Origin of the sequence: Novosphingobium kunmingense (assembly GCF_002813245.1) — a bacterium.
Classification (GTDB): Bacteria; Pseudomonadota; Alphaproteobacteria; order Sphingomonadales; family Sphingomonadaceae; genus Novosphingobium; species Novosphingobium kunmingense.
This window is the reverse complement of record NZ_PHUF01000002.1, coordinates 564,858-578,285: the sequence shown is the minus strand read 5'-3', so window position 1 is coordinate 578,285 and position 13,428 is coordinate 564,858. Positions and strand designations below refer to the sequence as shown.

11 protein-coding genes are annotated in these 13,428 nt (G+C 61.9%); 8 read left to right on the top strand and 3 right to left on the bottom strand.

The annotated features are described in order from the left end of the window. Nucleotides 1-8: 8 nt before the first annotated feature. The 5 genes from B0I00_RS02835 (at nt 9) to B0I00_RS02815 (ending at nt 6,712) form a co-directional block, all read left to right on the top strand. Nucleotides 9-1,817, top strand: coding sequence for an IucA/IucC family protein (locus tag B0I00_RS02835; protein ID WP_100865819.1), 1,809 nt, complete (start codon nt 9-11; stop codon nt 1,815-1,817). Beyond that, nucleotides 1,814-3,046, top strand: a complete 1,233-nt coding sequence (locus B0I00_RS02830) for a type III PLP-dependent enzyme (RefSeq protein ID WP_100865818.1) — start codon at nt 1,814-1,816, stop codon at nt 3,044-3,046. The genes B0I00_RS02835 and B0I00_RS02830 overlap by 4 nt, the downstream gene beginning before the upstream one ends. Then, a complete protein-coding gene (locus tag B0I00_RS02825; protein WP_100865817.1) occupies nt 3,030-3,827 on the top strand; it encodes an HpcH/HpaI aldolase family protein in 798 nt (265 codons plus the stop codon). Before B0I00_RS02830 ends, B0I00_RS02825 begins: the two co-directional genes overlap by 17 nt. A gap of 253 nt (nt 3,828-4,080) precedes the next feature. Then, nucleotides 4,081-6,156, top strand: a complete 2,076-nt coding sequence (locus B0I00_RS02820) for a TonB-dependent receptor (protein ID WP_100865816.1) — start codon at nt 4,081-4,083, stop codon at nt 6,154-6,156. A 172-nt stretch (nt 6,157-6,328) separates the two neighbouring features. Next, the gene (locus B0I00_RS02815; RefSeq protein WP_100865815.1) at nt 6,329-6,712 is read left to right on the top strand and encodes a glycine zipper 2TM domain-containing protein; all 384 of its coding nucleotides are present in this window, start codon (nt 6,329-6,331) and stop codon (nt 6,710-6,712) included. Nucleotides 6,713-6,868: 156 nt separating this feature from the next. On the opposite strand, the gene B0I00_RS02810 is transcribed toward B0I00_RS02815, so the two are convergent. After that, on the bottom strand, nt 6,869-7,108 hold the full coding sequence (locus B0I00_RS02810; RefSeq protein WP_100865814.1) for a hypothetical protein: 240 nt from the start codon (nt 7,106-7,108) through the stop codon (nt 6,869-6,871). A 179-nt stretch (nt 7,109-7,287) separates the two neighbouring features. Between B0I00_RS02810 and B0I00_RS02805 the strand changes: the two genes are divergently transcribed. Continuing rightward, the gene (locus B0I00_RS02805; RefSeq protein ID WP_100865813.1) at nt 7,288-7,662 is read left to right on the top strand and encodes a hypothetical protein; all 375 of its coding nucleotides are present in this window, start codon (nt 7,288-7,290) and stop codon (nt 7,660-7,662) included. Between the two features lie 323 nt (nt 7,663-7,985). After that, a complete protein-coding gene (locus tag B0I00_RS02800; protein ID WP_100865812.1) occupies nt 7,986-8,429 on the top strand; it encodes a hypothetical protein in 444 nt (147 codons plus the stop codon). 145 nt (nt 8,430-8,574) lie between these two features. Here B0I00_RS02800 and B0I00_RS02795 read toward each other — a convergent pair whose 3' ends face one another. Together B0I00_RS02795 and B0I00_RS02790 are read right to left on the bottom strand one after the other, a co-directional pair. After that, the gene (locus tag B0I00_RS02795; protein WP_100865811.1) at nt 8,575-9,714 is read right to left on the bottom strand and encodes a putative porin; all 1,140 of its coding nucleotides are present in this window, start codon (nt 9,712-9,714) and stop codon (nt 8,575-8,577) included. A 124-nt stretch (nt 9,715-9,838) separates the two neighbouring features. Beyond that, nucleotides 9,839-11,029 carry a PepSY-associated TM helix domain-containing protein gene (locus B0I00_RS02790; protein WP_157812455.1) on the bottom strand — a complete coding sequence of 397 codons (1,191 nt, stop codon included), beginning with the start codon at nt 11,027-11,029 and terminating at the stop codon, nt 9,839-9,841. Between the two features lie 114 nt (nt 11,030-11,143). Between B0I00_RS02790 and B0I00_RS02785 the strand changes: the two genes are divergently transcribed. Continuing rightward, nucleotides 11,144-13,264 (top strand): TonB-dependent receptor, encoded by a 2,121-nt coding sequence (locus tag B0I00_RS02785; RefSeq protein ID WP_100865809.1) that lies wholly within the window; start codon nt 11,144-11,146, stop codon nt 13,262-13,264. The last annotated feature ends 164 nt before the right edge of the window (nt 13,265-13,428 follow it).

The window sequence follows — 13,428 nt, the reverse complement described above, 5'->3', positions numbered from 1 at the left end:
GATCTCTCATGCTCATGCACAATATTCGCGCCGCAGCCTGGTCCGACGATGCCGGCACCAATGCCGGCTGGCACAGCCTCGAAACGCTGCTCAACTGCTACTACAGGGAAGTGGCCGCTCCGGAAGGCCAGGTGCTGTTCGCCTCGCCCTTTGGCCAGAATGACTGGCCGATGGCGCTCCGGTCGGCGAATGGCGGCGGCCGGATATTTCAGCTGCACCTGCCGCATTCGCATGTACGCCTGGTAGCGCAGGCGAATCCGCCGCTGCCGGTGGGCCGGCTGCGGCTGCGCTCGCCGCTCTACGGCCGCATGCCCGAGAAGCCATGGGCGCTAGTGGACTGGCGCGACGTCGCCGCCTTGCTGATACGCGAACTGTCCCTGCGCGAAGGCGTGGCATTCAATGACGAGTTGCTGTCGCAGATCTGCGACAGTGTGGAAAATGTCATGGCGTTCCTGAGCGCAAGCAATCGGCGTGCCGGCGCCGCACAGCCTTTGACGGGCTATATCGAATCCGAGCAGGCACTGGTGTTGGGCCACGCCTTCCACCCCGCGCCGAAAAGCCGGCTCGGCTTCGACGAGAATGATTGCGCCCGCTATTCGCCAGAGCTGCGCACGCACTTTCCCTTGCACTGGTTCGCTGTCCCTCGCGAACTGCTGCGCCAACGCTCGCTGCTCGCACAAACGACCGACGCACTCATCGGCGAGGATGCGGCGGGATTGGCCGCACCAGACCGGGCGCTCATTCCCGTCCATCCCTGGCAGGCCTGGCATATCCTTGGCCTACCCGCCGTGCGTCAGGCGATGGCCGAAGGGCGGCTTATGGACCTCGGACCATTAGGCAGGGACTATATCCCGACCTCTTCCGTTCGCACGCTGTTCCATCCCTCATCGCCGTTCTTCCTCAAGCTGTCGCTGCATGTTCGCTTGACCAACTGCCTGCGCAAGAATGCGCATTACGAGCTTGAAGGCGCTGTCGAGGTCACTCGGCTGATGCGCGAGGTCATGCCCCGGATGGCGATGTTCCCCAACCTGCGCGTACTGGAAGAGCCGGCCTATCTTACCGTCGATTTTCCGGATGCCGAGCCCACCGCGCGAACGGACGTGCAGGAAGCCTTCGGGCTGATCCTGCGCGAGGGCGTGCAGAGCATCGCCGGAGAGGGAATCACACCGATCCTCGCAGCCGCCCTGTTCGCGGACGATGCCGGAGGAATGCCCCGCGCCAGTGATCTGTGCAGGGCCATCGCCAGGCGAGAACGCCTTTCCTATCTGGCGGCGGCCGAGAGATGGTTCGATGCCTATGCCGACGGTCTCATAGCGCCCGTTCTCCATGCACTTTTCGCCGAGGGCATTGTCTTCGAACCCCACCTCCAGAACACGCTTGTCGGGCTGCGCGATGGCTGGCCCGAGCGGATCGTGCTGCGCGATTTCGAAGGGGTAAAGCTCGTCACGGGCCGCTTCGACGAAAACCGCCTAGCCCATGTCAGCCCAGCTGCCGGGCAGGCGCTGTGGTATGACGAAGAACGGGGCTGGAACCGCATCGCCTATTGCCTGTTCGTCAATCAACTCGGAGAGGCCGTGGATCATCTGGCGGCAGGAGACGCAGTGCTCGCGGCAAAGCTCTGGCGCATCGTGCGTCACAAGATCGAGCAGTATCAAACAGCACACGGATCGCGGAAGTCCGCCGAAAAGCTGGATTCGCTTCTTTCCGGAGCGCCGTTGCCCGCCAAGACCAACCTTCTGGTCCGCTTCACGCGGCAGGCAGACCGCCATGCGACTTATGCGCCGCTCGACAATCCGCTGGTGGAGGCCGGCCAATGAGCTCCGAATGGAACCGGATCGCCGCCGCCGCGCGCCGCGCCCAAGGGGCCGCAAGCGAGCCCTGGTGCGGCTATATCTACGACCTTGAGATCCTGAGGCAGCACGCAAGCGAACTGGTCGCGACATTGCCCGCCAACTGCGACCTCTTCTACGCGATCAAGGCCAATTCCGATTACCCGATCCTCGAAACACTTGCGCCGCTCGTCGCCGGTTTCGAAATTGCTTCGGAAGGAGAATTAGCCTGGGTGCGCGCGCGCTTTCCGCATCTGCCGGTAGTCTTCGGCGGGCCCGGCAAGACCGACGCGGAGCTGGCCCAGGCGCTGGACACAAGGCTGGAGTATATTCACGTCGAGAGCATGGGGGAGTTGGTGCGGCTCGGGCTGCTGGCACGCCAGCGCGACGTCAGCCAGGCGATCCTGTTGCGCATCAATCTGCCGCTTCCGGAAGCGCCCGACGTCCCGCTCGCCATGGGTGGTCAGGCAACGCCTTTCGGTATCGATGCGGCACTGCTGCCGGAATGCCTGCAACTGCTGGAAAGCTTTCCCGAGCTGCGCCTGGACGGCGTGCATTTCCATCTCCTGTCGGGCCAGCTCGATGCAGGAGCCCATCTGCGCCTTCTCGAACATTATTTCAGGACGCTCGAAGGCTGGGAGCACGCCCATGGCTTGTCGGTGCGCCATGTCAACGTAGGCGGCGGCATCGGTGTCAATTACCGCGATCCCGCGCGGCAGTTCGACTGGCCGGGTTTTGCCCGCGGCCTGAACAGGCTGATCGATCGCATGGATCTGTCGAGGTGGCGCATCCGCTTCGAAATTGGCCGATATCTTGCCGCCAGCTGCGGCGCCTATGCGATGGAAGTGCTCGACATCAAGCGCTGCTTCGGCCGCACATTCGTGGTCGGCCGCGGCGGGACGCATCATTTTCGCACCCCCTATGCGCAAGGCCACAGCCATCCCTTCTTCGTGCTGCCGATCGATCGCTGGTCACGTCCGTACCCGCGACTTGCAGCGACCGACGAGCCGGTAACCATTGTCGGGCAGCTCTGCACGCCCAAGGACGTGCTCGCGACCGACATTTCCGTCGACGAGTTGCGCCTCGGCGACCTGCTGATCTTCACTTTTGCCGGGGCCTATGCATGGCATATCTCGCATCACGATTTCCTCAGACATCCCCACCCCGAGCAAATTTTCCTTAGCGCACAGGAGAGCCTGAATGTTGCGGCCGAATAAGCTGAAGCACGCTCTGAAGGCCGGCGCGCCGGTGTTCGGTCTCATCAATTCCGTTGCAGCGCCGCTCCTTGTCGAAATGATCGGCTATGCCGGATATGACTTCGTCATCATCGACCTTGAACACTCATGCATGAATCTCGAAACGGTCGAACATGCATTGCGTGCCGCTGAATGCGCGGGCCTAACGGCGCTGGTCCGGGTGCCCGGGCCCGATCCACAGATCATTCTGCGCGTCCTCGATGCTGGCGCCCAGGGAGTTGTCATTCCCCATGTGAGCAGCGCCGACGAAGCAAGGCTCGCGATCTCGGCCAGCCGTTACCATCCGCTGGGTAGCCGCGGTATTTCCGGTGGACGTACGACCGGCTTCGGCACGCTTTACCTCAAGGATTATTTCGTTCTGGCCAACGATGAAATCTTCGTCGCCGTGATGATCGAGGATCGCGCCGGTGTCGACGCCATCGATGCCATCCTAGCCGTTCCCGGAATCGACCTCGTTATCGAGGGTGCCGTCGATCTATCCCAGTCCTTCGGCGTGCCAGGAGAGCCATTGCATCCCGATGTTCAGGCAGCACTTAGGCATATCGTCGGCCGAAGTCGCGCGGCCGGCGTGGCGTTCTGCGCTGTCCCACGAACCGATGGCCAGATTGAGGAGTTGCGTCAGCAGAGCGTGAACGCCTTTCTTATTGGCGATGACCGCGGCATTGCCTTTCGCGCGCTCAAGTCACAGCTCGGCGACTGGCGAAACAGGTCGGCGTATAACACTACGTCGCCGGCACGTTGAGGTGGCTACATTCGGGCAGTTATTCTCTCAGTCGCGCGGGACGCGCAGCCCCTAAGCGGCTCGTCCTGCGACAACTGTGCGCAAACCATGCCAAAATGGGCGGTACTCGTCCCATCTTTTGGAAGCGGGAGGATCCCCAGCTACTGCTGATGTTGAATGTGGGATCATCAAGCGGGGTTGGCGGGCACCCATTGCAAACGCCTCGCAATAGCTCTACGGGTCGGCAATCTGACGAAAACGGTCCAGGGGGGTTATGAAAAAACTACTGCTCGCTTCCGCAGCCTTGGCGCTGCCTTCCACTTCAGCGTGGGCATCCGAAGCTGAAGCGGAGGACGGCCGCACTATCATCGTGACCGGCAAGGCAGATGGCTATCTGGCGGTAGATTCCGTCACAGCGACAAAGACCGACACGCCGCTCAACGACGTGCCGCAGACGATCACGGTGGTGACGCGCGAGCGGCTGGATGACCAGGCACAGCGCAGCATCGCCGATGTGCTGCGCTACGTGCCGGGCACCACCGTCGGCCAGGGCGAAGGCAACCGCGATCAGATCACGCTGCGCGGCCAGAACACCACTGCGGACTTCTTCCTCGATGGCGTTCGCGATGACGTGCAATATTATCGCAGCCTCTACAACATCGAGCGGGTGGAAATCCTCAAGGGGCCCTTTGCGCTGATCTTCGGGCGCGGCGGCAGCGGCGGCATCATCAACCGCGTCCAGAAGACCCCGACGGCCGAAGCGCTGGCGGTTGGCGGTACGGCCAGCGTCAACAGCTTCGGCGCCTGGGACGTTTCGACGGACATCAACGCGCCGATCAGCGGGAATGCGGCCTTCCGCTTGAACGCAACCTACGAGAACTTGGATAATCACCGCGATTTCTTCGATGGTGAACGCTATGCGATCAATCCCTATCTCGCGGTCGATCTGGGCCAATGGAAGCTGGGCCTGTCCTATGAATATGTGAACGACGACCGCGTCACCGATCGCGGCGTGCCGTCGATCGCCACGGCCCCAGGTCAGCCGAACCGACCGATCACCGGCTATCGCGATACCTTCTTCGGCACGCCCGGCGTCAATCGCGCCGGTCTGGAAGCGCATATCGTCAAGGCGCGGCTCGATGGCGAACTGGCAGAGAACCTGAACTGGTCGACCACCGTGCTTTATGGCGACTACGACAAATACTACACGAATGTCTTCGCCAACGGCGCAGCCACCGGGCAGACGGGTACGGTTGCGCTTTCCAGCTACACCGACCCGACGAAGCGCAAGAACTTCATCGCCCAGAGCAATCTGGTGTGGGACGTCGATCTGGGTTCCATCGGTAACAAGGTCTTGCTCGGCCTTGAATATGGCGATCAGGATTCGATCAACCAGCGCCGCAACGGCACGCTGTCCAGCGGCACGCTCAACCTTGCCAATATCGTCTATCCGACCGTGACCTTCGGCGCGCTGGCGCGCAACAGCGAGTCCAATGTACAGTTCTTCTCGGCCTATGCCCAGGATCAGATCAGCTTTGGCGATCATGTCGATCTGGTGGTCGGCTTGCGCTATGACCGGTTCGAAATCGAGGGCACGGACCTGATCGGCACGCCGCGCCCGTTCGCCCGCACCGATGACAAGGTCAGCCCGCGCATCGGTTTGATCGTCAAGCCGCAGGAGAACATCTCGATCTACGGCAGCTACAGCCAGTCCTTCCTGCCGCGCTCGGGCGACCAGTTCCTCACGATGTCGGCCACCCAGCAGAACCTCGCGCCGGAAAAGTTCACCAACTATGAAGTCGGCGCGAAATGGGACATCCGTCCCGACCTCAACGTGACACTGGCCCTGTTCCAGCTTGACCGGACAAACGCGACCACGCCCGATCCGAACAACGTAACGGCTACGATCAATGTCGGCGAAACGCGCACCAAGGGCATCGAACTGGCGCTGACCGGGCGGATCACACCCAAGTGGCAAGTGAGCGGCGGCTATACCTATCAGGATGCCAAGCTGCGCGGGAACGGCTTCGTCCGGCTCGCGCAGGTGCCCGAGCACCAGTTCGCACTGTGGAACCGCTATGATTTCAATGACAGCGTCGGTGCAGGCCTTGGTGTGGTCCACCAGTCGAGCCAGTTCGCCGCGATCCGCACCTCGGCGACCACAACACGCCTGCCGGGCTTCACCCGCGTCGACGCCGCGCTGTTCTTCACGGCGTCGGAAAAGTTGCAATTCCAGGTGAACGTCGAGAACCTCCTCGACGAGGAATATTTTTCCGATGCCCACAATAACAACAACATCACGCCGGGCGCACCGATCAATGCGCGCTTTACCGCGAAAGTGAAATTCTGAGGGCGATGGACTCGAAGCGGCCGCTGGAACTGCCCGGCTACGTTGGCTGCAAAGCTAACGGCGGCAATTCCCATCGGCCGATCCTGAACGTCGGATAACGGCCGATTCAGGATCGCGTTCCACTCCCTCTGCGAGAGGTCCACCGACCACATCGCGAAGGAAGGGAACGGACATGGCATTTGCAAAGAAGATCGTGCTGGCGAGCCTGCTCGGAGTGAGTGCCGTCGTATCCTTGCCATCGACTGCACTGGCAGGTGACCGCTGGGGTCACCGCCACTCGGAGTACAATGACGAAGATGACGATTGGCGAGATCGTCGCGGTTATCGCTCCGACTATGAGGATCGCGATTATTATCGCGAGCGGCCGCGCTATGTGAACCGTTCGCGCCATCGCTGCCGCTCCGGCGGCACGACGGGCGCTATCGTCGGCGGCGCACTTGGCGCTCTGATCGGCCGAGGCATCGATCGCCGCGGCGATCGGGCGGTTGGCACCATCCTCGGGGCGGGCGGCGGAGCGCTCATCGGCCGCGAACTTGAACGCAATAGGGGTTGCTGACCGAAGGTCCTGTCAGGTCCTCGTGATGCCCCCTGAACGACAGCCTGCGCTGGCATTCAGGGGGCATCAACGGACAGGCGAACACAATTCTCCCCAATAGTCGCTGGGAGAAATTGTATGCACAGCGTGTTTCTTCCGCGCGCATCGGAAACCGACCTAAAGCCCGATCCCGCCTTCGCGCGATGGGGCAGCGGTTACGGCGATGGGTATGGCCAGAGGATCGAGCGGGAGTTCGGCCGATTGGAATGCAGTATCATCATCGCGGCCGACCGAGGCGAGATTTCCTCCAGGGAGGAGCGCCGGCTGCTTCATCGTCTTGCCGCAATTGATCGTCTCTACGACCGCTGCCGCTGGAAGGCTCTCAGCCACCGAGAACGCAAGGCTATCGTCGAGCATCTCCGCCTAATTCGTTCCGAAATTCGCCACGGCGGCATTCGGAGAAACTGTTGCTGAGTCGCGGGCGCAGCAATCGGATCAATAGGTTAACGGCTGGTTCAGCGGTTTTCTGGCTTGATAGCCGCTCAGCTTCGACTCGGTTTTAAATATGAAATCCGTATCGGAGCGGGAGATGGATCATGCTTACTGCATTCAGGAAGTCTGCGCTTGCTCTGGCGCTGGCGGCTACCAGTCTGTCCGTCGTAACTCCGGCTTCGGCGCACGATCGCAATTATCGTCATCGTCATCGTGGTGGCGATGATGCAGCGATTGCCATCGGCGCGGGAATACTCGGCCTGGCCATTGGCGCGGCAATCGCGTCACGCAGTGACCGGCGCTATGACGACAGATACTACTACTATGATCGCGGTTATTACTATCCGCGAAATCAGCGACATTACTATCGCCGACATCACAACCAATACTACTACAATGGCTATCCGGTCTATCGCAACTACAATGGCTACGACAATTATTACCGCTATCGGCATCACGACGACGATGATGACGATTGATAGCTACCGGGCGGGACTGAAATTCGCCCTCGCCCGGCTCGGGCTGGGATCGCTCTCCATCGGAAAGGAACCTTCGGCATAATTGCAGGTTGGCGGTGTGCGTTACCTGCAAAGGGAGATGGACCGACGAAGATGTGTCAGGCGATGCCGTAGGTTTCGTTCGCCGTGCAGAAGGTCAAGATCGCCGTCTACGGTCGCTGAGGCGCGCCGATTGTGTGGCGACTGACCTTCGGATTCCATTAACCGTGGCCTTCGCCTGTATTCAGGGGTGATCAACGGGCAAGCGAGCATAAATCTCCCGACACTTCTTTGGGAGAAACTATATGCGCAGCATCTTTCTTGCCGGGGCATTGGCGGCGGCTTTGATGTCGGTTCCCGCCTCTGCCCAGTGGTACGATCGCGGATATGGATATGGATCCGGCTATGGTTCTGGCCAGCGGATCGAGCGGCAGATCAACCAACTGGAGCGCGAAATCAATCTTGCCGCCGACCGCGGGCGAATTTCCTCGCGACAGGAGCGCTGGCTCCTTCGCAGGCTTTCCGAGGTTGATCGTCTGTTCGACCGCTATCGGTGGAACGGCTTGAACTACAACGAGCGCGAGGACCTGCTTGGTCGTCTCCGGCACATTCGCTCGGACGTCTACGGCCGCCGCGATTGGAACAATGGCAACTGGAACCATGGTGACTGGAACAATGGCCGTTGGCATCGCAACGACGGCCAGAATTGGTATCGCTACCGGGACAACGATGCCGACGACGATGACTGAGGATGGGCCTGGGGTGCTGCCTCTGGGGAAACCCCATCCGGTGGCACCTTGCAGGACTTGACCTCCTGGGAGGTAATGAGGTTATCGACCCCGAAGCGGCCGATCCGCCGGTGGTATGCTTTCCCAGCGGGACCGAACCAGAGAATCAATTGAACCTGTAGGTGAGATCGAGGCGCACGCGCTTGCCGCCTTCCCTGGTGATGAGACGCTCGACAGCCGCGGCCCTGATGCCCAAGGTGAGCACCCTGGTGACCGCATAATTCGCGTAGATGTCGTGCCCTTTCAAATCGGTACCGGTGCCGGCGCGGAAGGTATCGTCTTGCGCGTAGCTTCCGTTGACGGCGAGCTTTTCCATGCGAAACCAGCGATAGCCCACCTCGAGGCGACCGGGCTTGCTGGTGTCGCCCCAGCCGGCGGAAAGGACGTAGCCGGTGCGCCGGTTGGCATGGGCGCGGCTGATCGAGTCGAGCGCGCCTCTGTAGCCTTGGAGATTGCGGTAGAGATCCGCGCCAAGGACGAGCGGCTTGCTGGCCGCGCGCAGCTTGTATTGCGCATTGAGCGAGAGGATCGCGTAGTCGCGGCCGCCATTGCCGTCGAGCAGCCGCAGCCGGTCCTTGTCGCCGCGATCCGCATCGAAGCGGAATAGACCGGCGGCGAGCACGATGTGTCCCCGTTCCAGCACAGCCTGGCCGGCGAACAGCTTGCCCGACAATTGCGTAGGCCCCACAGGTAGCTTGAACGCGCCGCCGTTGAACTTGAGCTTGCCGGAGCCGGGAAGCGGCAGGCTAACATTGCCAGACAGGCCCAGGACCGAGACGTCGTTGTCCCACAAATACTCGTTGGACGTGAAGAAGGGGAATGCCATCCGGCCTACCTCGGCGCCCACCGATCCACGCTGCCAAACCACCGAATATTGATCCAGGAGGACCTTCAGGTCGTCTTCCGGATTGCCGTCGAAGTCCGCAAAAGTGATATTTGCGCTTTGCTGGCTTTGGCCGGTGGTCCGCACCTGAGCGCGCGCTATGAAACCGCCGTCCAGATCAGCCTTGCCTCTGAGCCGTGCGCGGAAACGGGCTCGGGTCCGCTCTTCCCGCTTCGCACCCGTCTCGGTCTGGCTGTCCCAATCCTGCTCCAACCTGAGCCGGACATCGCCCGAAATGTCGATGGCTGGCCGGTCAGCTGCAGACGCGGCCTGCGGCACTGCCAGCATGAGGGCGGCAAGGGCCAGTCGCATCATACGGAATCTCGCATGTCGGCCGAAGCGGATCGCGTTGCGGCTGCACATCGTGACTCATTGGGAAGGTGCCCAAATTTCCGCAATGGGTCGTTTTGCGATGCTTGGTCTACGCGGTCTCGACGTGCCGCGAAGCGCAAATCCCCGATCCTCATGAAACGGCTGGGCGCGCTAATCACCATGGATTTACCCCCCCCGTTTCGAATAGTTCTTGGATGCGAAAAGTTTGTCGCTGCCCCGGCGGTCGCTGCAGACGTTTTCTAAGGCGACGTTTGCGCAGCCATGCCCAAACCCCGGTCAGGTAGAGCGCCGGGAGCGAAAGACCCGCGAGTATGGTCAACATACGTCCGATCAATCCGGCGACCTCGCCGCTATGGACAGCAAACGCGGACTCGAGGACCTTGTTGGCAAGCGGCGCGCGGCTCGCGTCGTATGCGTCGAGGACCCGGCCGTCCGCAGCCGCGACGGTCACAACACTAGTGCCTGACCAGGTCCGCCATTCGCCCGGCGTTCGTAGCCGCACTTGGTAGGCAGGCGACTTGTTCGATGGGAGGCTGACCGCCACGAACTGACCTTCCGGCAGCGCCTCGGAAGCAGCCATCACCGCGCGCTCGGCGCCGATCGGCTGTTCGGGCAAATGGCCTGGCGTTACCTTGTAGGCAGTACGGTAAGCAGCGATCTGTGGGACGAACTCGCGCAGTTGCTTGCCGAACGACATGGCCGCACCCGAGAGCGCGAGTATGACCAGCGCCAAGGCGGCGAGGAGACCGCTTGCGCGGTGCCAGCCAAACAGTTGTTGTAGCCGAGTGCGCCAATTACCGGCTGCGAAAGCAGCGCGCCAATAGCGACGCCGCGGCCAGCCGATCCACAGGCCGGACAGTGCGCCGCTTAGCAGGAACAACCCGGATGCTCCTACCAGCAGGCCGCCATTTTCGCCGAGCAACAATAAATGGTGGAGGTTGTATATCCACCGGGCCAGGTTGCCCCTCGGCGCCGTCGGAGCGCGGAGGCGGTCGGCCACCACCATCCCAGTCGATGTCGAGACTAGGACCGTCTTCTTTCCGCCGTCGGGCGCCGCGAAGGACACTCCCATGACCTTAGGGTGTCCTGGATCGGCGAAGTAGAGCCCAATCGACTCCGGTGGGGATGCTTGGGTTCGAGCGGCCGCGGCGAGCAGCGTGTCTAGCGGCAATGTTCCCGGCAGAGGGGCGGCAAGCGCGGCCTTGTCCGCTTCGCGGTGGAACACGAGCAAGGCGCCGGTAAGGCCTTGGATAGCCCACACCAATCCCAGCGTTAGTCCAAGCCACAGATGGGCCAGGACCAAGGCCCGCTTAACACGGGTGCGAGGTGAATAGGTTTTGGTCATTAGCTTCCTCAAGGCGGCGAACGGCCCGTAGCCCAACCATCCATCCACCGAAAGAATTTAATTGCGAGTGTTTCGCAATATCGTTAGGGGGCCACGCATTCGAAGGGGAATTTCATGCACGCCAAGCTTTTTGCAACCGCCGCCGCGGTCGCCCTCGTTCCTGTATTCAGCACGCCTGCAATCGCTGTCGAGGCCGATGCAGCCGAAAATACATCGGCCGATACCATCGTCGTGACCGGTGTCCGTGAACAGGATGGCTACGCGCCCAAGCAGACCACTGCAGCCAAGGTCCCTGCGGAACTGCGCGACATTCCCCAGACGATCGATGTTATCCCCGACGCGGTCCTCAGGGATCAGCGCGCATTGTCGGTACAGGACGCGCTCAAGAACGTGCCGGGCGTCGGCATGAGCCATGGCGACGGCCAGCGGGACCAGGTGACGATCCGCGGCTTCAGCGCGATCTCCGATCAGTTCATCGATGGCTTCCGCGACGACGCGCTCTATTTCCGGGACCTGTCCAACATCGAGCGGATCGAGGTTATCAAGGGGCCCGCCGCCGTGCTCTATGGGCGAGGTTCCTCGGGAGGGCTGATCAACCGCGTGACGCGCAAGCCGGGCGAGAACGTCGCCTCGGTCACGCTCACCGCAGGCAGCTGGGATACCAGGCGCGGCGAGTTCGATGTTGGCCGCGTGGCAGCCGGTGGTGAAACCGGGTTCCGCCTGACCGGCGCGCTCGAACGCAGCGGCAGTTTCCGCCAATATCAGTTCCTTGACCGCGAGGCGATCGCGCCCTCGTTCCTGTTCCGCCCCGGTCCGCGCACCGAGGTTCTAGTCCAGGCCGATTACCTGCGTGACAAGCGGATCACCGACTTCGGCATCCCTGCTTACCTGGGCCGCCCGGTCGATGTTGATCCGAAGACCTATTACGGCGCGGCAAATGCCAAAGAGGCGGACACCAGCGAGTCCCGGGTGTTCTCGCAGACCGTGTCGCTGGTCCAGCAGCTCGGCGACAACACTTCGCTGCGCAACGGCTTCCGTCACTACGACTACGCGCTCGACCGCCGCAACACGCTTACCGGTGCGGTCTTGGGTGTGACAGCGACGCGGCCGCGGCCGCTCGCCTCACTCAATCGCTCGAACTTCTTCCGTGACGAGGACGGCTGGTCCAACCAGCTCGAGCTGACCCACAAGGCGACGTTGGCCGGGACGGTCCACACCATGCTCGTCGGTGTCGAGATCGCACGTCAAACCAAGAGCCAGCTGCTTTATTCACGCAACAACTTCACCACGGTCGATCTGTTCAACCCGGTCCTCCCGGTCGTGCAGATCGACCTCGGCGGCACGCCGGCCACCAACAATACTGGCAAGTTCCGCAACGAGGGTGTCTACGTCCAGGACCTCATCGACTTCGGCTCGGGCTTCAAGGCGCTGCTCGGCCTGCGCCACGACTGGTTCGACCAGCAGACCATCCAGAAGCTCGCTCTGCCGAACGTTTCGCGCAAGGACAGCGAGTGGAGCCCTCGTGTCGGTCTGGTGTTCCAGCCCGACAATGCACAAAGCTACTATGTTTCCTACAGCAAGTCCTTCCAGCCCTCAGGCGAAGGCTTCGCGCTCGCGGTAAACAACGCCGACATCGAACCGGAGAAGACCACAAACAAGGAGGTCGGCGCCAAGTACACGCTCTTCGACGGCCAATTGGGCGCCACGCTTTCGCTGTTCGAGCTCAAACGAACGGGGATCAAGCAGACGGTGCCGGGTACGACCACGATCATTCCTATCGGTACGCAGCGCACCCGCGGCATCGAAGCGACGCTTCATCTTGATCTGCCGTCGGGGTTCCGCGCGATTGCCGGATACTCGTATCTTGACGCGAAAATCATCCAGTCGGTCGCCATTGATGACGGGCAGCCCGTTCTCGGCAAGCGGGCGACGCTGACGCCCAAGCACAGCGCCAACGTGTTTGTGACCAAGTCCTTTGGCGAGCGCTTCGGACTTGGCGCGGGCGCGAACTACGTTGCCGATCGCTTCGCGAATCCGGGGAACACCGTCGTTCTGCCCAAGTTCGTCACTGTCGACGCGCTCGGCTGGGTGCAGCTCGGGAAGATCCGCTTGCAGGCCAACGTCTACAACCTGTTCGACCGGCGCTACATCGTCTCAGGCCACGGCACCTCGCCGAACCTCAATCTGCCCGGAGCGCCCCGAACGGTTCTGGGGACCGTGCGTCTAACGCTTTGATCGAGGAGCGCCAAAGCGTGTTCGAGCGAGACATGGCCAGGCTGATCGAGCCACGGTCGTCTTCCGCTGGGTTCGCTGATCAGGAGTAACGGGCGAACACGCGTGGCCCCAAGTCGCCGAATGCCATCACCTGAAGCGGCCGAATGCGGCCGTCTGCCTCCATG